Origin of the sequence: Sphingomonas psychrotolerans (genome assembly GCF_002796605.1) — a bacterium.
GTDB classification, from domain to species: Bacteria; Pseudomonadota; Alphaproteobacteria; order Sphingomonadales; family Sphingomonadaceae; genus Sphingomonas; species Sphingomonas psychrotolerans.
This window is the reverse complement of record NZ_CP024923.1, coordinates 1,296,117-1,320,171: the sequence shown is the minus strand read 5'-3', so window position 1 is coordinate 1,320,171 and position 24,055 is coordinate 1,296,117. Positions and strand designations below refer to the sequence as shown.

The following is a 24,055-nucleotide window of genomic DNA, read 5'->3' as shown; positions in this document are numbered from 1 at the left end:
TGCAGATTTGATGCGCGGTGAGAGCCCATAGCCAGCGGCTATGCAGCACCGTGACAACGCTCTGGCCACGGAGGTGCGAGATCGAATTGAGCGGCCAAACGGCGAGGCGCCGTTATCCGCCGCATCTTTGGCCGTCACGAAATCGCAACGGGCGCGTCACCGGACTAGCGCAAAATCTATCTAACGACCCCCGGGGCTGCATTGTGCTTTGCAGCAAAGGGAAAGATAGAAATGACTCGCACCTCGGCTTCGCTATTGGCCCTGACGATTTCGCTGTTGCTGCCCGCCGCCGCGCTGGCGCAGGACAATGACGGACCAGACTCCGCCTCGCCAGCGGAAGCGGCGACGCCGGAGACCAGTGAATCGTCCACGATTGTCGTCACCGGCCGCGAGACCCGCACATCCGTGGTGCTTCCGGGTACCGAGATGCAGAAGATCCTCCCAGGCGTGAGCCCGCTGAAGGCGATCCAGACGCTCCCGGGCGTGCTCTACATTACCGCCGATCCCTGGGGCTATAACGAGCAGAACGCCCAGATCTTCATTCACGGATTCGCCGCCAACCAGCTCGGCTATACGATGGACGGCATTCCGCTGGGCGATCAGAGCTACGGCAATTACAACGGCCTCTCACCGCAGCGCGCAGTGATTTCGGAGAATGTCGGGCGCGTGGTCGTGTCGACCGGAGCCGGCGATCTGGCCACGGCTTCGAACAGCAATCTAGGCGGCACCGTCGAGACCTATTCGTCGGATCCGCGGCCCGCTCTCGGCATCGATGTCGCTCAAACGATCGGCAGCTACAGCACCTCTCGCAGCTTCGTCCGGGTCGACAGCGGCACCTTCGGCGGCAACAATTCGGCCTATATCGCGGCAGCGCGGCAACGCGCCCGCGCCTGGGATTTCAGGGGCTATCAGGGCGGCTGGCAGGCCAACGCCAAGTTCGTCCACGACGATTCGATCGGCAAGCTGACGCTCTATTTCGACTATAACGACATGACCCAGCCGAACGAGGACGCGACGGTCTTCTTCAAGCCCTCCGCCGGGGGCACGGCCACGCCGGTCCAGCTCTACACGCCCTATACCAAGCCATTCTTCTATCCGGAGTTAGACACCTACCGGAGCTCGTATCTGAGCGCGCTCGGCAATTCGCCCGCGCCGGAAGGCAGCAACTACCGCAATTACTATTCGGATGCGCAGCGGACCGACTATCTCGCTTATGGCCGCTACGATGCGCATATCTCGGCCAGCGCGACCTTGTCGACCACGGCATATTTCCATCACAATGATGGTGCCGGTGTCGTCGCCGGCCCGCTCGGACAGTCGATCACGACCGCGCAGCCCTATCTCGACCCCGCATATGCGAGCATTCCGGCCAATTGCCGGTTCGGCGCCAACGGCAACGGCGTCCGCCCGGCGGCCTGCACGGCGTTGACCACGGCCCAGGCCGCAGCGGCCGGCGCTGCGCTGGTCGCGGCGACCGGCGGCTCGGGCCTGATCACCCGCACGACCGAATATCGCATCGATCGCTTCGGCGTGATCTCCGCGCTCAACCTGGATCTCGGCGCGCACAATATCGAGATCGGCGGCTGGTTCGAGCACAACAGCACGACGCAGTGGCGTCGCTGGTACGGCGTAAACGTCAACGATCCCGCGTCGAGCACACCCTATATTCGGCCGCTCGAGGCAGCGCAGCCGCTCTTCACCCAATATCAGGGCGAGGCCCGCGTCAATCAGCTGCAACTCCATGTTCAGGACAGTTGGCAGGTTTTCGATCCTCTGCGTGTCCAGTTCGGGTTCAAGACCAGCGCGCAATGGGCCAATGGCTGGTTCCCGGTGCAGCCCAAAGCAGGCTCGCTCTCCGGGCTCGCGGGCGGACTGCCCCAGGGCAAGATCGACACCAAGAACTGGTTCCTGCCCGCGATCGGAGCGACCTGGGACTTCAACGGCCATGAGCAGGTCTATTTCAACGTCCAGAAGAACCTGCGCCAATATCAGGCCTATCTGGCCGGCGGGGGCGGCCCATGGTTCACAGGCAGCCAAGCGGCGTTCAATGCCTTCGCCGGCGAGGGCAAGCCCGAGAGCAGCTGGACCTATGAAGGCGGCCTTCGCACCAGCCGCAGCTTCGCGGAAGACGTCAGCCTCAACGCGCAGATCAACTATTACCACGTCGTCTTCAATAACCGCCTGCTCGCCATCTCGACCAATCCGGGCGGCATCGCCGGCGGCGGCATCACCGGTGGCACCTCGATCCTCGTCAATGTCGGCGACGTCCATACGGACGGCGTCGACCTCGCCTTCACGCTGCGTGTCGGTGCCTTCTCGCTCTACAATGCGACGTCGTACAATCTGTCGAAATATCAGAGCGACTATACCTCGACCGCCTCGGGAATCGGCGCTGCCACAGGCACCTGCATCGGCGGCTATCTCGTCACCGCCGGCGTGGTGCCGACCTGCGGCAAGCAGCTGCCTGGCACGCCGAAATGGATGAACAAGACCGTCGCGACGCTGTCTCTCGGCCCCGTCGAAGCGCAGGTGATCGGCGATTATGTGGGCCGACGCTACGCCACCTTCACCAACGACGCGAGCGTACCTTCCTACTTCCTCACCTCACTCCGTCTCGCCGCGCGGATGCCGGACAACATCCTTCCGCTGCGCAAGGCCGAGGTCGCACTCAACATCACGAACCTGGCCGACAAAAAGGGGATATCCACGCTGTCGATCGGTTCGGCTACCAACGGCTATTCGGCCTATCCGATCGCACCTCGACAGTGGTTCGTGACACTGTCCGGAGCGTATTGAAATTGCGGTAAAGGCGCGCGTGGGCCGGCCGGCGACGCGCTGGTCGTGCGCCGCGCCCGTCTCGGGCTGGCGCGATGCCTGAAAGCACGAGCCTGAGCGGGTGAACCTGCGGCAGCTTACCGCGCCGCGCCTGGTAGCTGCCGGTCGGGTTGCGGCCCACTTTCGGTCATCGAGCTTCACAGCCGCTTAGCACCCAAACGCGCGTTTTTGTTCAGCACTAGGGTGCGCAATTTTTTCCGCCGGCCCTTACATCATGAGATTGTAGCAATCGGAGCGGAGGGGGGGCGCAATGGAATCCTCCATCGGGCAGACGATCAAGCGGCTTCAGCGCGCCCTTCAACGCCGAGGCGTGTCGCGCGAGGATTCGGAGGATCTGATCCAGGAAGCGTATCAGCGCCTTGAGATTTACCGGCGCGACAAGCCGGTCGACCATGCGGAGGGTTTCCTCGTGCGCACCGCGATCAACCTGTCGATCGACGCCGTGCGCAAGCGGCGGCGCGCCAATCACGCCGACGAGCCGATCGAATCGCACATAATCGTCGATGAATCGCCTTTGCCTGATGAGGTTTATGCCTCGCGCAGACGTCTAGACAGGTTGAACGAAGGTTTCGCCGCACTCGATCCGATCACGCGACAAATGATCCGGGCGCAGCGCATGGAGGGGTTGAGCGTTGCGGCGATCGCTGCGCAACATCGCTTGAGCATGAGTGCCGTCGAGAAGCGACTCGCCAAGGGAATATTGTTTCTGGTGAATTGGATGGAGGGTTGGTGAGCCGGGTAGAAGCGCCCGAGACGCAGCACGACCGGCGCCAGCAGGCGCGGGCCGAAGCGGCCTTGTGGGTCGCGCGTGGGAACGCTTCGGATCCGACCATTTCGCCCGGGCTCGACGCATGGCTGGGCAACGATCCGCTGCGCGCCGACGCGCTTGGCCGGACGCTGGGCGTGTGGGACGAACTCGGCCAGGTCCTGCCCGACTGGAAGCGCGATGGGCCGGTGGTCGCGCCGGCCGCCCCGGTGGCGCGGCGCCGGGTGGCGGCGATGGCCAGCCTCGCCTGCGCGTTGCTGATCTGCGTGCTGAGCCTCAGTTGGTATTTGTCGCCGACGGTCTATCGCACGGGCGTCGGCGAACGGCGCGTCTTGGCGCTGGCGGACGGCACCCGCGTCACGCTCAACACCGGATCCGAACTGCAAGTGTTCCGACAGGGCAGCGAACGACGCTCGACACTGGTCAGCGGCGAAGCCATGTTCGACGTCGCGCACGATCCCGAACATCCGTTCGTCGTCGAGGCGGCGGGACGCTATGTCCGCGCGCTCGGGACCTCGTTCATCGTTCGCAACGACGCGCAGCGGCTCGACGTCACCTTGCTGACCGGCTCGGTCGATGTCGGCAGCATCGCCAACGCCGCAACCCGGCCGGTGCGGCTGACCCCCGGCGAACGCTATCGCGGCACTGGAACCTCGGCACCTTCGCTCGATCGGCCCAAGCTCGACATGGTCACTGCCTGGCGCCATGGCGAACTGGTACTCGATCAGACGCCGCTGCCCGAGGCCGTGGCGGAAATGAACCGATACAGCAGCCGCCCGATCGTGCTGCAGGGACCCGAACTCGCGCGGCTGCGGCTGAGCGGAGTCTTCCAGACCAGCGACAGCGTCAGCTTCGCCACCACGGTCGGTGCGATCTATGGCGTGCGCGTCGTCGACGGGCCTCGCGACCTGCGCATCGTCGCCAACGGCCCGCAGCCACGCTGACCTGCGCACCGGCAATTTGCCGGCGCGCGTAGATCCCCCAAAAATATTGTCGATTCCTGGTACGGTTCCGCGCCGGCCCAGCGTCCTTGGGATATCGAGGGGTCGGATGATCCCCCACGGAACGATGCTCCACGACTTCGTGTCGTGTGAAGACGTGTTCTGTATAGATGCGGAATTCAAATATTCCGCAAGTAAAGACTCACGCTAATCGCGATTATCCAACGGCATTAGATCTGAAGTCTTCTCATGAAAATTCAAATTACTTCGGAAAAGTTTGGAACTTTTTCGATTTTTCACTGAAGAGTCACAATAGGCAACTAGCGACACTCTCAACGAGTGACGGGCTGGGCGTGGCGGGGAGCATTCTTCGCGAGGGCGCCCGGCGACGGGGGATTTTGAATGACGTTCGCGCTAGCGCGGTCGGCGGGGGCTCTTGCCCTTTGCTGCTGCACGACCAGTCACGCTTATGCACAACAGGCCGAGGCGGCACCCGCCGAAGCCGTTGCCGATTCCGGCACCGACGGCCGTGTCGTCGACATCTATAATTTCCGCATCGAGGGAAACACCGTCCTGCCGCGCATGGCGGTCGAGAAAGCGGTGATGCCGTTCCTCGGCCCCAAACGCCCGATCGGCGATGTCGAGGCCGCCCGTGCCGCGCTCGAAAAGGCGTATCGCGGCGAAGGCTATGAGACCGTCGCGGTCGAACTGCCCGAGCAGGAAGTGAAGGGCGGGGTGTTCCGCTTCAACGTCGTCGAAACCAAAATCGGGCGCGTCCGCGTCACCGATGCCCGCTATTTCTCTCCGGAGGACATCAAGAAGTCGCTGCCCGCGCTCGCCGAGGGCTCGGTGCCCAATTACAAGGCGGTGTCGCGCGAGATCGCGGCGGCGAACAAGTCGGGCGACCGGCTGATCATGCCGACCTTGCGCGCGGGCGACACCCCGGGCGAAGTCGATATCGACCTCGCGGTCGAGGACCACGCGCCCTATCATGGCTCGTTCGAGATCAATGATCGCAGCAGCAGCCGCACCGAGCGCCTGCGCGCCTCGGCCTCGCTACGCTACACCAATCTGTTCCAGCTCGGCCATTCGCTGTCGCTGCAGGGGCAGATGACTCCGACCAAGCCCGATCAATCCTATGTGCTGTCGGGCTCCTATGTCGCGCCGATCGGCGGAGAGGGCTTCTCGCTGCTCGGCTATGTCGTGCGCTCGAACAGCGATGTCGCGGCGATCGGCGGGATCGGCGTGCTCGGCACCGGCACGATCGTGGGTCTGCGCGGACTGTACAGCTTCACCAGCGGCGCGGGCGCTGCGCAGCTGGTCCATCAGTTCACCGCCGGGATCGACTACAAGAATTTCGAGGAGAATCTGATCCTCGGCGCCGATACCGCGTCGACGCCGATCGATTACTATCCGATCACCGCGCAATATTCGCTGGCGCGCCGCACCGACAAGGACGAGCTAGATCTGTCGCTCGGCGTCAATGCCGGCCTGCGCGGACTGGGCGCCGGCGATCGCGGCTTCGGGCTCAAGCGCTTCAACGCCAGCGCCAATTGGGTCTCGCTGCGCTCGGAGCTTTCCTACCTCTACAAATATCCGGGCGACTGGCGCGCCGGGATCAAATTGTCGGGTCAGATCGCCGGCGGGCCGCTGATCTCGAACGAGCAATTCTCGGCGGGCGGGCTCGACAGCGTGCGCGGCTATTATGAGAGCCAGGAACTCGGCGACGATGGCGCGACGATGCAGTTCCAGATCGACAGCCCCTCCTTCTCGGACGGGGTGAAGTGGATGAACGAGATGCGCGTGTTCGGCTTCGTCGACGCCGGCATCCTCCACGTCCGCGACGCGCTGCAATCGCAGCAGAGCGTGACGAACCTGCTCAGCGTCGGTGCCGGGCTGCGCTTCCGCGCCTTCAAATATTTCAATGCGTCGACGCTGCTCGCGGCGCCGCTGCGCAACGAAGCCGGCTTGCCGATGGACGTGGGCGACCGCCTGCGCGCGCAGGTCCGCTTCTGGGCTGAATTCTAGGCTTTTTTCTTACCGGGTGACGGGGACCATCAATGGCTAAAAAGAATCTTCTGACGGCGGCATTCCTGCTGACTGCGCTGACGCCGGGCACGGCTCTGGCGCAGGATTGGTGGAATGCCGACTGGAGCGAGCGTCGCAAGATCACGCTCAACGCACCCGCGGTGCGCGGGCTGACCGAGGAAGTGAAGCGCGCGCCGGTGCTGGTGCGGCTGCATTCAGGGGTACTCGATTTCAGCAAGGTCAAGCCCGACGGCAGTGACCTGCGCTTCGTCGCTTCGGACGACAAGACCCCGCTCAATTATCATGTCGAGCGCTTCGATCCCTCGGCCGAGATCGCCCTGGTGTGGGTCGACGTGCCGTCGGTCGCGCCGGGCGCCAGCCAGAATATCTGGCTCTATTATGGCAGCGCGGCGGCCAAGGCCGTCGCCAATCCGGCCGGCACCTATGATGGCGAGCAGTCGCTGGTCCAGCATCTCGGCGACAATGGCGCGCCGACCGACGCCACCGCCAATGCCAACCGCGTTACTGCTTTCACCGGCAAGCCGACGGTCGAGGGCGTGATCGGCGGCGGCGCGACGCTGACCGCCGCCAGCCAGCTCCGCATCGCGCCGAGCGATTCGCTCAGCGTTGCCGCCGAGGGTCGGATGACCTTCTCGAGCTGGATCAAGCCCGCCAGTGCCGGGATGCCCGCCGATGCGGTGCTGTACACCAAGCTGAGCGCTGGTGGCGAAGCAGCGCCGCAGCGGCTGACGGTCGGGCTGCGCGGCAGCGTGCCTTATGTTCGCCTCGTCGGTGCCGACGGCACGCCCTCTGAAGCGCTTTCGGGCGCGCCGCTGCCGGGGGGCAGCTGGGCGCATCTCGCGGTCACCGCGGGCGACGGCAAGGTCACGCTCTACGTCAATGGCGGTCCGGTCGCCACGTTCGACGCAAAGCTGCCGGCGCTGGCGGGTGAAGACGTGATCGGCGCGGTGGGCGGCCAAGCCGGCTTCGTCGGCGATGTCGACGAGATCGGCCGCGCCAACACGGTGCGCTCGGCATCGGCGATCGCGCTCGCCGCGGGTTCGCAGGATCGCTCGGCGAGCTTCGCCAGCGTTGCCGCCGAAGGCGAGGGCGCCAGCGCCGGCGGGCATAATTACTTCGGCATCCTCGTCAGCGCGCTGACTCCCGATGCCTGGGCAGTGATCATCCTGCTCGGGGTGATGGGGCTGATCTCGTGGTTCATCATGATCCTCAAGGGCCGGCTGCTGTTCCAGACCGCCGGCGCCAATCGGCGCTTCCTGACCAGCTACACCCATGCCACCCGCGGCGAGGGCACGCATTCGGGGCTCAACTCTTCGGATCTCGCCGCATCGCAGCCGGCCTCGTCGCTGGCCCGCTTGTTCGAGATCGGCCAGCAGGAACTCAAGCCCCGGCTCGCCGAGGCGGCTTCCGGCCGCGGCGGTGATCGCCACGCCATCGCCCCGCAATCGATCGCGGCGATCCGCTCGGCGCTCGACGCCGGCCAGGCGCGCGAGGAACAGCGCCTCAACAAATGGATGGTGCTGCTCACCATCGCGATCTCGGGCGGGCCGTTCATGGGGCTACTCGGCACTGTGGTCGGGGTGATGATCACCTTCGCCGGTGTCGCCGCCGCCGGGGACGTCAACATCAACGCGATCGCCCCCGGTATCGCCGCGGCTTTGCTCGCCACCGTTGCTGGCCTTGCGGTCGCGATCCCTGCCTTGTTCGGCTACAATTACCTCCAGAGCCGCCTCGACGAAATCTCGACCGACAACCAGATCTTCGTCGACGAGCTCGAGAAGCGCATCGCCGAGACCTATCGCCCCAGCGCGTCGCACGCGCTGGCCGCCGAATAGGGGGCCGCGATGCAGGTCAAGGGCAAGGGCAAGAAGAAGCTCTACGACGATATCAACATCACGCCGATGCTCGATCTCGCGTACGTGCTGCTCGTCATCTTCATCATCATGACCACTGCCTCGGTGCAGGGCATCAAGGTCAACGTTCCCAAGGCCAGCAGCTCGGTGAGCCTGGCCAAGCCGACCACCAAGGCGATCACCGTCGACAGCGACGGGCAGGTCTATCTCGACACCTTCCCGGTGACGATCGACCAGCTCGAAAGCCAGCTGCGCTCGTTCAAGGCAGTGACGCCGGACTTTCCGGTAGTGATCAAGGGCGATCGCGTCTCGCAGTTCGGCCGGATCACCGAAGTCCTCGACGCCTGCTCGCGGGTCGGCATCTCCCAGCTCGGTATCGTCACCGAGCGCGTGAAGCCGAGCTGAGCTATGGCCGACGCCCTCATCCAACGGCGCGCGGACCGGATCCTGCCGATCGTCACCGGCGTCGGCCTGCTCCTGATCGCTGCCGTGGCCGTCTATCTGCTCTGGCCGGCGGCCAACCCCGCCGCGCAGCGCGAGCGCGTGATCCAGGAGATCACCGTGCTGCAACCGCCGCCGCCGCCGCCGCCTCCCGAGCCGGAGGAGAAGATCATGGAGGAGGAACCCGAGATCGTCGAACCGACCGACGATCCCAAGGTCCAGGAGGATGTCGACACCCCGGTCGAGACGCCGACCGACGCACCGCCTTCGCCCAATCCGTCTTCGGAAGCGGCCGGGCTCGATCGCGCCGCGGATGCGGGGTCGGACAGCTTCCGTCTCGCCGCGGGCAAGGGCGGCGGATTGTTCGGGCGCGGCGGCGGCGGCGGCGGCGGCGGGGGCTGGGGCGCCTTTGTCGAAACCCATGTCCGCCGGGCGCTGCAACGCGATCCGCGCACCCGCAGCGCCAACGGCTTCGTCCGTGTCGCGCTGACCATCGATCCCAACGGGCGCTTCGTCGGCGCTGCGCTGCGCTCGACCACCGGGGACAACAAGCTCGATGCCGCGATCCGCGACGTGTTGTCCGGATTGCCGCCGCTGGGCCGCGGCCGGCCACCCAAGGTGGAAGGCCTGACCAACGCCACGATCAACATGAAACGCACCGACGGCTGAGCCGGACGGCAACAAGAACGGAAATTTCCATGTCCCTTCGCACCAATCTGCTCGCCGGCGCGGCTTTGCTGACCGCGCTTGGTTCGCCGGTCACGGCGTTTGCCCAGACGACCGACGATATCGGCATCGAACTGCTCCAGTTGCTCGTCGACGAAGGCGTGCTGCCCCGCGAGAAAGCCGACCAGTTGCTCGCCAAGGCCCGTGACGCCGCGGCCTTGCGTGCCCAGCGCGAGGCACCGCGCACCGCAGCGACGATCGACGTGCCTTATGTGCCCGAAACGGTGCGCGCGCAGATCCGCGACGAAGTGAAGCAGGAAGTCGTCGCGCAGGCGCGCAGCGAAGGCTGGATCGCGCCCAGCACGCTTCCCGAATGGACCCAGCGGATCAGCATCAACGGCGATTTCCGGATCCGCTCGGAGCTGCAGAATTTCTCGAAGGACAATTTCCCGTTCTTCCCCGATGTCGGCGCGATCAACCGTGCACGCGGCGTCACCAATTCGGGCGGCTTCCCGCTGCTCAACTCGCTGATCGACCGCCGCCGGCTCAACTACCGCGCCCGGATCAACGTCGACGCCAACATCACCAAGGCCGTCCAGGTCGGCTTCCGCCTCGCCTCGGGCAACGAGCCCGGCGCGGTTTCGACCAACGCCACGCTCGGCAATTTCTTCCAGAAGGACGAATTCTGGCTCGACCGCGCTTTTGTCGCGGTGACCCCGCTCAAGGGCCTGACCTTCACGGGCGGGCGCATCGCCAACCCGTTCCTCGCCACCGACATGGTCTGGGACGCCGACATCAACCCCGAGGGCGTCGCCGCGACTGCGCGACACGGCTTTGGCGACAGCGTCGCGGTGTTCGGCACCGCCGCTTATTTCCCGCTCGAGGAACGGCTGCTGTACAATGACAGCTTCATGGTCGGCGGCCAGCTCGGCGTCGAGGCGAAGCCCGCCGACAACCTGACTTTCACGGTCGCCGGGTCCTATTATAATTTCCAGGGCATCCAGAGCCGCAAGAACGCGCCCGACGGGTCACGCCTCAACGATTACACCGCGCCGCTTTTCCTCGAAAAGGGCAATTCGGTGTTCAACGTCCGCACCGACGGACTGACCACGCTGGCCGGCCTGGCATCCGATTTCGATCTCGCCATCGGCCATGCCAGCCTGAACTACGATCACGGCGACCTGCGCTTCGGGGTGACCGGCGAAGTCGTCAAGAACCTCGCGCTCGACCGCGCCGAGATCGCGCTGCTGCGCGGCGAGCCTGGCGTCCCGGCCGGCGACCTTGGCTGGCAGGTCCGCTTCGATGCCGGCCACCCGCTCATCCGCGGCTTCGGCGACTGGCACATCTCGGCGGCCTATAAGCGGATCGAAACCGACGCGGTGGTCGACATCTTCGCCGATAGCGACTTCGGCCTCGGCGGCACCGATGTGAAGGGCTACGCGATCGAAGGCGCGGTCGGCATCTACGACAAGACCTCGATCGGGGTGAATTGGCTCAGCACCGACGCGATCAATCGTCCGCCTTTCTCGGTGGACGTGCTCCAGATCAACCTCGTCTCGCGTTTCTGAGGGGGCAATCGTGCGCAATACCCTCATCGCCGCTGCCTTGATCTGCTGTGCGAGCGCGCCCGCGCTTGCTCAACAGGCAGCCACTACCACCGCCAAGCCGCAGTCCGCTGCGGAGCGCATCGCAGAACTCGAAGGCCAGCTGATTCGGCAGGAGCGCATCGCCGACAATGCGCGCCAGTCGATGGAGGCGATGCGCGCCGAGATGAAGCTCAGGGACGAACTGCTGGTGCTCGGCCGCGAACGCAATGCCGAGCTCTATGCAGTCGCGATGGAGATCGCCGAGAAGCATGTCCGTCGAAAGGACTGGGAGCCCTTCACCCAGCATTCGCGCGTGCGGATGGAAAATCTGAAGCAGTCCTATGAGGACCGGCTTCGCGCGGCGCGGATCACCGCCGAGACGCTGCCGCCCAGCGTCCAGCAGCGCATGGATGCCGAACTGGGCACCGGCGCTGCGGCCAAGCCCGCCCCGCAACCGAACTAAATGACTCAGCGCAGGATGCCCGCCATGACCCGCACACTCCGTCGTTCCACGCTCGCCACGCGCGCTTCCGCCTTGCTGGGCGGGGGCAGCCTCGCCGCGCTCGCGCTGGCGGCGAGCTTCGCGCCGGCGCCGGCGCGCGCGCAGGATTTCGGCAGCATGGTGGGCATGCAGGCCGGCCGGATCACCGGCCCCAACGGCCAGGTCTCGGTATGGACCGGCGCCAATCGCCCGGTGATCGGCAAGGCCGAGGACGGTCGGCCGCTGATGACGATCAAGCAGACCCAGGAAAAGGCGCTGCTCGATTGGGAGGATTTCCGCCTCAAGACCAACGAGGTCCTCGAATTCCAGCAGCAATCGGCCAACTGGATCGCAGTCAACCGTGTCCATGGCAATCAGGCGGCGGAAGTGAATGGCGAGATCCGCGCGCTCGGCAAGGTCTATATCTTCAACGACAATGGCGTGCTGATCGGCAAGGACGCCAAGATCAACACTCGCGCGCTGGTGACCGGCCGCGGCTTCTCCGACGTCAACGTCGTCGGCAACACCACGACGATGGTGCAGTCGTCGGAAAAGGCGCTGCTCGACTGGAGCAACATGAGCCTGCAGGCGGGCGAAGTGCTCAAGTTCCAGCAGGAAAAGGCGAGCTGGATCGCGCTCAATCGTTCGTACAGCAAGGACGTCACCAAGATCGCCGGCGATGTCGCGGCAACCGGCAATATCTATCTGGTCGCCCCTTCCGGGCTATCGATCGAAGGCAAGATCGATGCTCAGCAGGTGGTCCTCTCCTCGCTGTTCGTGCGCGATGATCAGCTTTTCTCCAGCGCCGGGACCCCGTCGGGCGGCCTGCTCTCCTACGGGCGTAACGATAATGGCCGCCTCGACCCGACCTTCTCGAACACCTGGTATTATCCAGCCGGCGAGGGTGGCTATAACCCGTTCGGCAAGACCAGCTGGGCAAGTGGCAGCAATCTCTATGAACTGATGGATCCCGCCCCGGTGGTATCGGATCCCGGCGATCCGCTGCGCTACAATGTCACGATCGGCCGCAGCGGCGTCGTGACCACTGGCAAGTTCGGCAAGGTCATCCTCGCCGGCCCCAATGTCACCAACAAGGGCACGATCAATGTCTCGGACGAAGGCCAGGTAATCCTCGCGGCGGGCGAGAACGTCTATCTGCAGGCCAGTACCGGCGGCATGCTCGAGGCATATTCGGGCGGCTATAACGCGCTGGCCGGGATCCGGGGCAGCATTCCTTATTGGTATCCCACCCAGACCGTCACCGACGAGAAATGGCGCGCTTTCTACTCGCTGCTGCTCGGCAAGGAGCTGACGATCGGTCAGGTTCTCAGCGCGCAGGATTACAATAAGCTCTTCCAGAGCCGCCTCGTTGGCGGCGTCTATGTCGCAGGTGGCCTGGCGGGCCAGTATCTCAATCAGCAGCAGGCGTTGCGAGCGCGCGAGGTCGGCTATGCGGCGCGCAACGAAGGCATCATCAACGCAAAGCGCGGCGGCAGCGTCGATTTCCGCGGCCTCAGCCTCGAGCAGATGGGCGCCGTCGACATCACCTCGACGGCCTTGTTCCGCGGCGGCATCACCTTCAACGCCGCGGTTTACGATTATCGCGAGTACATCAACGGCGATGGAAAGGGCTGGGAGAATGCCGTCGCCGGCCATGGCAACGTCCTCTTCGGCAAGGGCAGCCTGACCCAGATCACGCCCGATCTCCAATCGACCGACAAGATCCCGGTCTCGGGCGGTACGCAGAGCGTCGGCTCGATCAAGATCAACGCCAACAGCGTGCACATGCAGCAGGATTCGATCATCTACATGCCCGGCGGCAAGATGAACGTCCTGCTCGATGCCGGCCAGTTCGTGTTCGACAACCACCAGGGCGCCGGTGCCAATGCGGGCAATGAGGACGGCACCCGCTTCCTGATGGAATCGGGCGCGACGATCGACCTGTCGGGCTGGAAGACCACGCTGGCGATGGGCTATCACCAGGTGACCGGAAAGCTGTTTGCCGCGCAGCTTGCGGACTCGCCGATCCAGAAGGACGGCCCGCTCTATCGCCGCGAAATTTCGATCGATCGGCGCTCGGGCACCAACCTCGCCAACTGGAACAGCTTCGACAATCTGTCGCAGGGGACGCTGGCGCAGTTCCTTACCGATGGCGGTTCGCTGGTGATGGATATCGGCGACGATTTCATCATGAAATCGGGCTCGGTGATCAACGTTTCCGGGGGCGTCACCACCTATCAGGACGGTTTCGTCTACACCACTTTGCTGCGCCGGCTCGACGGCACGATCATCGACATCCGCGAAGCCGATCCGGACGAGCTCTATATGGGGCTCGCCAATGAATGGGTCGATTACGACACCAAATGGGGCAAGCAGACGGGCTATTATATCCCGCTAATGTCGTCGGTGCAGGGCAAATACGAAACCAGCTACCAGCAAGGCGGCAAGGGCGGCACGATCAGGATCCTCGCGCCCGATACGGTGCTGCAGGGCACGCTGCGCGGCGAGACCGTCGCCGGGCGCTATCAGCGCGGCAACATCCCCGTGGGGGGAGCCTTCATCCTCAACAACGCCGGCGAGAGCGAAAGCGAATATGTCAGCAACAACATCCTGATCACTGCGCAGGAAAATGCGCTGAGTGCGCAGTTCGGCTTCCGGGACAAGCTCAGCGACAAATATGGCGAATTGTTCGGCGACGAATATGACCTCGAGACCGACGGCTATCGACCCGACACGGCGCGCAGATCCGACAATACCACGCTTGCCTCCGCCGATTTCTTCAATCGCTCGACGATGGGCAGCTATTCGCTGTCGCAGGGTGGACGGCTCGGCAACGTACTCGTCAACAATGCCTATCTGCCGCTCGACGGTGCGGCGGTGCTGGTCGAAGCCGGGGTCAATCTGAACCTCGCCAATGGCGCGTCGTTCGCGCTCGGCGCGGATCAGCGGCTCGAATTCCTCGGCAGCATCCGTACCGAGGGCGGCGACGTTTCGCTGTCGGGCATGGGCCTCAAGCTCGGCGCGGACACCAGGATCGACACGCGCGGTTCGTGGTACAGCGATTACGAAATCGACGAGCCGATCGCACTGAGCAGCGTGCCGCGTATCCACGGCGGCGACATCAGCCTCGTGGCCTCGGGTAGCGCGGCGCAGGCCGATGATGTCGGCATGATCCTGCCCTCGACCGCGGCGCTCGATTCGAGCGGCGGCGCCTGGGTCAATCGCGATGGCAAGATGACCGGCGGCAAAGGGGGCAACCTCAACATCACCGTGTTCAGCATGGACAAGAAGGACGCGCTCGGTCTCGGCGCGCTCGACAAGGCCCGCGCTTATGGCCTGGCCGGCAACGGCGCCTTCTCGCTGACCGTCTCCAAGCCGCTGGTGATCGGCAGCGCGCTTCCCGCGGTGGATCCCGAAGCGGGCGAAGACGTGCTGGAGAACATGCTGATCCGCCCGGAGTTCTTCCAGCGCAGCGGCTTCTCGGCGATTTCGCTGATGGCGCCGACGATCACGCTGGTCGACGGCGTCTCGGTCTCGGCGTCTAGCGCGACGCTCCAGCTCAAGGACCAGTCGCTGCACAATGGTCTGCCGCCGTCGTTCTGGACCGTGTCGGGCACCGACATCTACGACGTCGCCGAGGTCGGCTATCTCGCGCAGGATCTGCGTCCGGCGACACTGCGCCGCGGCATGGACATCGCATTGCTCGGCACCGTGGATTTGGGCGAAGGCAGCCTGCTTGCGACCGAAATCGGCGGCAAGATCGCGCTGACCGGCAACGCCGTCATCGCCGGCACATTGCTCGCGCCGGGCGGGGCGATCTCGATCAATGCCAGCGCCAATTCGAACGAAGGCACCTTCGTCCACTTGACTAAAACTGCGAAGCTGCTCGCGCCCGGTGCTTCGCTGATCACCAACCGCAGGATCGACGCGCTCGGCAAGGAGCTCGTCGACGGCGTCATCTACAATGGCGGCAGCGTCTCGCTGGAAGCCTTTAACCTGACGATCGACGGCGGTTCGCTGATCGACGTTTCGGGCACCAATGCGGTGTTCGATCTGCAGGTCGACGATGGCCGCGGCGGCGTGCTTCGCCGGCCGACCATGCTCGCCTCCAATGGCGGCGCGATCTCGATCAACGGCACGGTCCTCGCGATCAACGACGCGACCTATCGTGCCCAGGCCGGCGGCGCCGGCGCGCGCGGCGGCAGCTTCTCGCTCAAATGGCAGGCGCAGCTCGGCGACGGCGGCGGCGGTAGCGGTCCCTCCGCACAAGACGCGCTTGACCAGCTCGAACAATATGCCGGCTGGGGCTTCTTCGTCGATCTCGACGGCAATCCAATATCGTCGCTGGTCGGCGTCGATCTGAGCACGATCGACTGGGCCTCCGCCCTTGGCACGCCGCTCGATTTCGCGCCGGGCTTCACGCTCTCGCCCGAAGTCACGGCCTCGCTCGAGCAATATGAAGCCGCGGCAAAGGGCGTCCCGCCGATGCTGGTCATCGGCGATGCCTCCGGCATCGACCTCAACCCTCCCGCGATTCCCGACATCGATGGCAATCTGCTCAGCTTGCTGGGTGCCGTGGGCTTTACCCCGCCGACGCCGCCCGAAGGCCCGCCGAGCATCACCGTGCTGTCGCCGACCAGGATCGGCGAAGGCGGCTTCTCGTCGCTGTCGGTCGATGCGACCCCGGGGATGATCTTCGCCGGCAACGTGTCGCTGGGCGGCCGCAAGGCCGACGGCGCGTACGTGTTCGACACGATCAAGCTGGCCGGCCCGCAATTCCTCGCGATGGAGGGCGCCAAGGTCAGCCTCGAAGCGGGCGTGGTCCAGCTCGACGGCTCGGATATCGCGCTGAGCGGCGAGAGCGCCTACCTCACCGGCCTTGGCGCCTTCGGCGTCAACCGCGACAATGAAGACACCCAGATCCGGATCAAGGCCGGCACGCTGCTCCAGGTCGCCAGCGGTCGCTTCTACGGCTTCTCGGATACCAGCCTGATCTCCGGCGGCGACATCCGCTTCGCCGGTTACACGCTCGATGCGCAGACCGCCCCGCGCGGCACGCTGCACAGCACCGGCAAGCTGACCTTCAAGGCCGATCAGGTCTATGCCGGCACCGGCCGAAACTTCAACGTCACCTCCGATGTCGGGATCGAGATCCAGGCGCAGGACGATGGCGGCCCGATCAATGCCAGCCCCTATGAAGCCGGCGCCAGACTGACGCTGCGCGCGCCGACGATCCTCCAGGGCGGAACGCTGCGCTCGCCGCTCGGCACGCTCAACCTCGAAGTCTATGACAACGGCACCGAGGGTTCGGGCAAACTGGTCCTCGCCGCGGGCAGCCTCACCTCGGTCTCGGCCGAGGGTAAGGTCATTCCCTATGGCTACACTTCGAACGGCGACACCTGGCTCGATCCGTTCACCGGGCTCGAGCTGACCAGTTTGCCCACCAAGACCATCAACCTCACCGGCGACAGCGTCGATATCGCGTCGGGTGCAGTGCTCGACGTCAGCGGCGGCGGCGATCTGTTCGCGCGCGAATTCGTCCCCGGCGTCGGCGGCACGGTCGATTGGCTGACCGGCTATCGCGATGCCGACTTCAAATGGGTTTCATCTCCGGGCCAGATCTATGCCGTGCTCCCCGATTATGCCGGCAACATCGCCCCGATGGGCTTTGGCGGATCGCAGGTCGGGATCGGCGACAAGGTCTATCTGACGGGCGGCAGCGGCCTCAAAGCCGGCTATTATACGCTGCTTCCGGCCGAATATGCGCTGCTGCCGGGCGCGTTCCGTGTCACCGCCAACCATCGCTACGGCAATTTCACCGACGCGCCGATCGGCAAGATCGCCAATCTCACCGATGGCTCGACCATCCAGAGCGGCTACCGCGTCGACGGTGCCTCGGGTGCGCGCGACCAGCGCAATATCGGCTTCCACGTCATGCCGGGCACTGCGCTGCGGATGCGCTCGACCTATATCGAAACCACCGCCGACAAATTCTTCACGTCGGACGCGTTCCTGCGCAAGGCCCTGCGGGTCAATCGCCCGGTCTCGGAGGTCCCGCGCATTCCGCTCGACGGCGGCTCGGTGGTGTTCAAGGTCGGCGAGGCGCTCAACCTCAACGGCACGCTCAAATCGACGGCAGGCAAGGGCGGCCGCGGCGGCTTTGCCGACATTGCCGGCGGCAAGATCCTCGTCGCGGGCAGCGACACCGATCTCACGCGCTACGACGGCTATCTGATCCTCAAGAGCGACCAGCTCAACGCGTTCGGCGCCGAGAGCCTGCTGATCGGCGGCGTCCGCAGCCAAGGCGCGACCAACATGGAACTGACCGTGTCGAGCAGCGACGTGGTGATCGATAACGCCGGATCGGTGCTCTATGGACCCGAATTGCTGTTCGCCTCGCAAGGCAATATCGATGTGCTGGCAGGAGCGAAAATCGAGAGCCGGGGAGCGATCAGCGGCAGCTCGGGCGATCTGAGAATCCTCGCCACCACCCCCGCCTTCATCCACGACAACGATACCAGTTGGACCCCCGACGACGATTATCAGGTCCATGGCGTGCTCGATCGAGGCGCGGTGCTGCGGGTGTCGAGCGGCAAGCAGGTCGATATCCTTCGCGACAGCGCCGGCGTGACTGCGATGAACGCGCTGCGCGCCGATCCGCAGGCATTGGCCGCGCTCAACCTGGCTCGCGCCAGCAAGGGGCTTGCGCCGATCGACGTCAATGGCGGATTGCTCAACATTGCCGATGGCGCCTCGATCGTCAGCAGCCAGTCGGTCGCGTTCGACGCCACCAACGATACGCTGCTCGCCACCGGCGCGACGTTGCAGACGAAGCAATTGAGCGCTTCGGCATCGCAGATCAGCATCGGCGCGGTGCCTACCGGCACCGGCGGGCTGGTCTTTGCCGGCGGGGCGCTCGGCTCGCTCGGCAACGCCACCGATCTGACGCTCAAAAGCTATGGCTCGATCGACCTCTACGGCGGCGTGACGCTGGCGGCGGGGGGCGGGTTGCGGCTCGACACCAGCCAGATTCGCGTCCTCGACGCGGCCGGCGGGGTGGCGAAGATCAGCGCGAATATTCTGACGCTCGCCAATTCGGGCGGCGGCACGCGCCAGGCGGTGGCGGGCGATGCGACGCTGCGCCTCGACGCGACCAATCTGTACATCGAAGGCGACGACAAGTGGCTGTCGGGCATCGCCAAACTCGACATTCACGCCACCGAGCGGGTGATCGGCCGTGATGACACGACGCTCTTCGTGCCCGGCCAGATCGCGATCTACTCGGGCGGGCTGACTACCGAAAGCAGCGCGCGGCTGTTCCTCGACGCCACCGGCGCGATCGACGTCACCTTCAACGGCAATACCAGGCTGCCGGTGTTTCAGTCGTTCGGCGGCACGCTCGGGCTGGTCGGCGCCTCGGTGAACTATTCGGGCCAGACCCGCATCACCGGCGGCACGATCAGCCTGCAGGCGCGCAGCGGCGATGTCGTGCTCGCGCAGGATTCGATCCTTGACGTCACTTCGAACGTCAGCCGCTTCTACGACAAGAGCGTCGGCGTCAGCGCCGGCACCGTCAACCTCATCGCCGATGCCGGCGACGTGGTCGCGCAGAAGGGCTCGCTGATCGATGTTTCGGGGACGGCGGCTGGCGGCAATGCCGGCACGCTGTCGATCCGTACCGGCCAGGGCGAAGCCCGCCTGGGCGGGACGGTGCGCGGCACGTCGGAGGCCGGCTATGCCAGCGGGTCGTTCAATCTGCTCACACAGAGCCTCGGCGATTTCGCGGGTTTCAACAGCCTGCTCGACGCCGCCGGCTTCCGCCAGAGCCGCCGCTTCGAAATCAACAGCGGCGACGTCACCATCGGCGGCACCGTCAATGTCCAGAACTTCGCAGTCATCGCCAATGACGGTTCGGTCAACGTCACCGGCACGATCCGGACGACCGGGCGCAACGGCGGCACCATCCAGCTGTCCGCAGCCGAAGACGTCGTGCTCGCGTCCACCGCCAAATTGCTCGCCAATGCGGGCGCGGCAGGCGGGGCAGGGGGCACCGTGATGCTCGAGACCACCGGTCGGGGCGGCGGGGCGATCTCGACCGCTTCGGGTTCGCTGATCGATGTCGGCGGCAGCGGCGAGGGCGGCCGGCTGGTTCGCTTCCGCGCACCGCAGCTCGGCAGCGATATCGCGATCGGCCAGCTCGGCGGGACGATTTCGGGTGCGCGCTCGGTGATTGCCGAAGGCTACCGCGTCTATGACGGCGTTTCGGTGATCGACCAGAATGTCATCGATCTGGTCCAGGGTGATGCGATCGCGTTCATGGCGGCCAATGCCGATGCCATTCGCAACCGCCTCGGCACAGGCGTCACGCTGACCGCCGGGATCGAACTGCGCAGCGACGGCGACATGACGCTAGCGACCGATTGGGACTTGTCGGGCGTGCGGTTCGACGGCGCGGCAGGCGTACTCACGTTGCGCGCGGCGGGCGATCTCAAGATCGACGCGGACCTCACCGACGGCTTTGTCGGCAACACGCTGATGAACGGCGACAGCTGGGCGTTCAACCTGACCGCCGGTGCCAATATCGAGAGCCCGGATTCGATGGCGGTGCTGTCGCAGGGAATGTTGAACGGCGCCGGTTCGGTGATCATCGGCGGCAAGCCGGATACCATTGAATATTATTACGATCCCGAATTCGGCAACGAGAACCGCCTGTATCTGATCGACGAATTCGGCCGCTTCGTGCGCGATCAGGATCCCAACGCGCAGGTCGGCTATATCGAGCTGACCCGCGACGCCGACGGCCAGTATCTCGATCCGTCGAGCGGCCAGCCGATCGCCAAGGACCCGTTGACCGGCGACTATGTCGATACCGGCGCCTATGCGCGACGGCCGCTTCCGTGGCTGGTGCTCGACAATAGGGGTTATCCGTCGGTGCGCGCCGACGGCAGCCTCGGCTCGGTCAGCGTCGATGGCATGGGCAATATCGACTCCGATCTGCGCGATTTCATCCAGTGGAACAACTCCACCGGCCACACCGTGCGCACCGGCACCGGCGCGATCAACGTTGCCGCCGGGCGTGACCTGATGCTCCAGGAACGCGCCTCGGTGATCTACACCGCGGGCCAGAAGACGGCCGATCTCGCGGGCTTCACCATCCCCACCGACGCCCAATACGGCCAGAGCGGCGGCGATCTGCGCATCCAGGTCGCCGGCGATATCAACGCCAGCGGCCTTACCCCGCAAATGCCGAGCGGCTATCAGAAGCAGGCTGGCCGCATCGACCAGATCACCGGGCTGTTCAGCCCCGACGGCAATGGCGGGTTCGAACAGACGACGTGGTGGATCGATTACGGCGCGTTCCAGGGCGGGATCGGCGCGCTGGGCGGCGGTAATGTCGATATCGTCGCCGGCGGCGATATCGACAATCTGGGCGTCGCCATCCCCAATAGCGGCCGCACCACCGGCAACACCGTCAAGCTCGACAACGGCTTCAACACTCCGATCGCGCTGACTCTCACCGGCGGCGGCAACCTTGCGCTGCGCGCCGGCGGCAACCTCTATGGCGGCGCCTATTACGTCGCCTCGGGCACCGGCGATCTTAACGTCGGCGGCAGCATCCTCGCCGGCTCGACCGTCTATGCCACGCCCACCCTGTCCTGCGCCGCCGGCTGTGACATCCAGGCGGATTACCGCCTCACCGCGGCACATTACGACCTCTATACGATGTTCTTCACGTCGTCGGGCCAACTCGACATCAAGAGCGGCGGCGATCTCAACATCGAGAGCGTGATGGACCCGCTGATCAACCATGCGGGCGATTATCAGGATTACCGCTTCGTCAGCTACACCGATGCGGCAAGCGCGCGGCTGTTCTCCGCCGGCGGCGACGTCACCTTGTGGAACAACGGCCTCAACATCAGCCTCGCTTATTTCGCCTCGGGACCGACCAAGGCGTATAACCGCCCCGAACCGGTGCTGTTCTACGGCAACACTTCCCGCCCGATCACCGGCCGCGCCTCGATCGGCTGGGATCTCTACCCCTCGACGGTCACTGCGGTTGCGGCGACCGGCGATGTCCGCGTGCTTGGCGGCATGACCCTGCTGCCCTCGGCCACCGGACAGCTCGACCTGCTCGCCGGCGGCAACGTCTTCATCGGCTACGGCACCCAGGCGGTCGATCCGTTCCTGCCCAATCTGACGCTGGGCGAAGAGGCGCAGAATTATCGCGGCAGTTATGAAGGCATCTTCATGAGCCAGGCCAAGATGGAGCTGATCCGCACCCCGACCAACCAGTCGCCGCTGTTCGGTAATACGCTCCATCGCGAGGTGTTCCGGGCCGCCGGCGGCGGTGGGGCCTATCCGGGGGTGAGCTACTTCACGGTCGACAATCTGCCCGATCTGCATGTCGGCGATACCCAGCCGGTGCGCATCTATGCCGCGGGCGGCGATATCGTCACTTCGAACATGGCCGTGCTCGAAATCCCCAAGCAGACCTGGCTGCAGGCGGAGGGCAATATCTATTTCCCCTCTTATGCGCTGCAGCACAACAATCCGAACGATGTCAGCATCGTCCGCGCCGGCAGCGGCATCTATTTCGACCGCAATTTCGCGCCGCAGGTCGATGGCCCGACCGCGAGCAGTTTCGGCCACATCACGCTGAGCGGCCCGGGCCGTCTCGAAGTCGAGGCCGGTACCGATATCTGGCTGCCGAGCAACGCGCTGGGCATCTCGACCCAGCGGGTCAAACTCTTCACCTTCGCCGGCAATGGCAACCAACATCCCTCGGGCGCGCAGGATTGGCATCCCGACGAGAAGGCGGCGGACATCGCGATCAGCACCGGCTTCAACGAGACGCCGTCCTACCAGGCGTTCGAGGATGCCTATCTCAACCCCGGCAAGGCCGCCGGCATGGCCGACTATCTGCGGGAAGACGATACCGGGCTGTCGCTCTATCTGTTCGACCGCGAATATGCGCGGGCCGAGGGTGCGACCGGCGAGTTCGCCACGCCCGAGCCGCGCGAAGGCCTGGTCAATTACGTCCGCCGCCTCCAGGGGCTCGATCCGCTCGAGACCAAAGCCGGGCAGCGCGCCTATCTCGACACTGCGTGGAGCTATTGGAACACCCTCTCGAGCGACTTCAAGACGCCCTATTACCGCAGCGTCCTGTTCCTCGAACTGCGCACTACCGGCCGCGAAGCCAATGATGCCGCCAACGAGCGCTACAACACCAGCTTCCGCGGCTATAAGGCGATCGAGACGCTGTTCCCCGGCGCGCAGAAGGACACCAAGACCGCGCTTGCCGAAGGCGAATCGCGCTGGGCCGGCAATTTCGAAACCTATGCCAGCCGGGTGATCTCCAACGGCGGCGGCAAGATCGAGTTCGTCATCCCCGGGGGGGCGATGACGCTCGCCAATGTCGCGGCGAGCCCCGCCGAGACCGGCCAGCCCGCCTTTGAAGGCGATCGCGGCAATGCGCTGCGCGCCGGCGTGGTCACCAACGACGGTGGCGAGATCAACATCCTGGCGCATAACAGCGTCGCGGTGAACCAGTCGCGCATCCTCACCAGCAAGGGCGGCAACGTCCTGATCTGGTCGTCATGGGGCGACATCGCCGCGGGGCAGGGGGCCAAGACCTCGATCAGCCCGCAATTCTACAATTACGCCCTCGACAATTGGGCCCGGATGAACCGCGAACCCGCCGGCCTGCCGACCGGTGCCGGCATCGGCACCGTCGCGACCCAGCCGGGCACACCGCCCGCCGACGTCGATCTGATCGCGCCGGCTGGCATCGTCGATGCCGGCGATGCCGGCATCCGCGTCTCGGGCAATTTCAACGTCTACGCGATCGAGGTGCTCGGCACCGACAATATCGATGTCGCCGGTGTCCAGACCGGCCTGCCGGTGCCGCCGGCCGCGCCGCCGACTTCGCTCGATACCGGCGAAGTCGGCGCCAAATCGGCCGCGGTCGACAAGGCGCTCGACGAGGCGGTGTCGCAGGTGCGCAAGAATGCTGCGATCGTCTCACCCTCGCTGATCGAAGTGCGGGTGACCGGCTATGGCAATTGCGGTGGCGATCAGGATCCGTGCCCGGGCGAGCGCGACACCATTTCCCAGGCGCCGGTGCTGATCATGCCCCACGGCCGGTCGGCGCCGACCCAGGTGGCGATGCGCGGCGATGTCGTGGCGCAGGTCGCCTTCAACATCGACGAACAACCGCTCGACGATGCGATCCGCGCGGTCGGCCGGGCCTCCGGGTTCAACATCCTCTACGATGCCGCCAAGACGAAGACCCGGACGACGCGGGCGCTGCGCGGCAACATGACGCCTGAAGAGGCGCTACGCCGATTGCTCTCGACCGAGAATCTGGTGCCGGTGCGGATCGGGCCGCGCACCATCATGCTTCGCCGTCAGACGATCTGACGACGAGCGGGCGGAGT

Annotated in this window: 10 protein-coding genes; all 10 read left to right on the top strand. The window is 65.2% G+C overall.

Going from position 1 to position 24,055, the window contains the following annotated elements; translation table 11 throughout:
- The first annotated feature begins 231 nt into the window (after positions 1-231).
- The 10 genes from CVN68_RS05930 to CVN68_RS05885 all read left to right on the top strand — a co-directional run bounded on the left by CVN68_RS05930 (position 232) and on the right by CVN68_RS05885 (position 24,038).
- Positions 232-2,796, top strand: a complete 2,565-nt coding sequence (locus CVN68_RS05930) for a TonB-dependent receptor (RefSeq protein ID WP_100281380.1) — start codon at positions 232-234, stop codon at positions 2,794-2,796.
- Between the two features lie 349 nt (positions 2,797-3,145).
- Entirely contained in the window at positions 3,146-3,568 is a 423-nt protein-coding gene (locus CVN68_RS05925; protein ID WP_158298757.1) for an RNA polymerase sigma factor, read from the top strand.
- A complete protein-coding gene (locus tag CVN68_RS05920) occupies positions 3,565-4,545 on the top strand; it encodes a FecR family protein (RefSeq protein ID WP_100281378.1) in 981 nt (326 codons plus the stop codon). Before CVN68_RS05925 ends, CVN68_RS05920 begins: the two co-directional genes overlap by 4 nt.
- A 399-nt stretch (positions 4,546-4,944) precedes the next feature.
- Complete coding sequence (locus CVN68_RS05915) at positions 4,945-6,570, top strand: ShlB/FhaC/HecB family hemolysin secretion/activation protein (RefSeq protein WP_100281377.1); 1,626 nt, start codon at positions 4,945-4,947, stop codon at positions 6,568-6,570.
- Positions 6,571-6,602: 32 nt separating this feature from the next.
- The gene (locus CVN68_RS05910) at positions 6,603-8,426 is read left to right on the top strand and encodes a DUF2341 domain-containing protein (RefSeq protein WP_100281376.1); all 1,824 of its coding nucleotides are present in this window, start codon (positions 6,603-6,605) and stop codon (positions 8,424-8,426) included.
- Between the two features lie 9 nt (positions 8,427-8,435).
- Positions 8,436-8,849 carry an ExbD/TolR family protein gene (locus tag CVN68_RS05905; RefSeq protein WP_100281375.1) on the top strand — a complete coding sequence of 138 codons (414 nt, stop codon included), beginning with the start codon at positions 8,436-8,438 and terminating at the stop codon, positions 8,847-8,849.
- A gap of 3 nt (positions 8,850-8,852) precedes the next feature.
- Positions 8,853-9,554 carry a TonB C-terminal domain-containing protein gene (locus tag CVN68_RS05900; protein WP_100281374.1) on the top strand — a complete coding sequence of 234 codons (702 nt, stop codon included), beginning with the start codon at positions 8,853-8,855 and terminating at the stop codon, positions 9,552-9,554.
- A gap of 29 nt (positions 9,555-9,583) precedes the next feature.
- A complete protein-coding gene (locus CVN68_RS05895; protein WP_100281373.1) occupies positions 9,584-11,119 on the top strand; it encodes a putative porin in 1,536 nt (511 codons plus the stop codon).
- A 10-nt stretch (positions 11,120-11,129) separates the two neighbouring features.
- A complete protein-coding gene (locus CVN68_RS05890) occupies positions 11,130-11,600 on the top strand; it encodes a hypothetical protein (RefSeq protein WP_100281372.1) in 471 nt (156 codons plus the stop codon).
- A gap of 24 nt (positions 11,601-11,624) precedes the next feature.
- A complete protein-coding gene (locus CVN68_RS05885; RefSeq protein ID WP_158298756.1) occupies positions 11,625-24,038 on the top strand; it encodes a filamentous haemagglutinin family protein in 12,414 nt (4,137 codons plus the stop codon).
- Positions 24,039-24,055 lie beyond the last annotated feature (17 nt).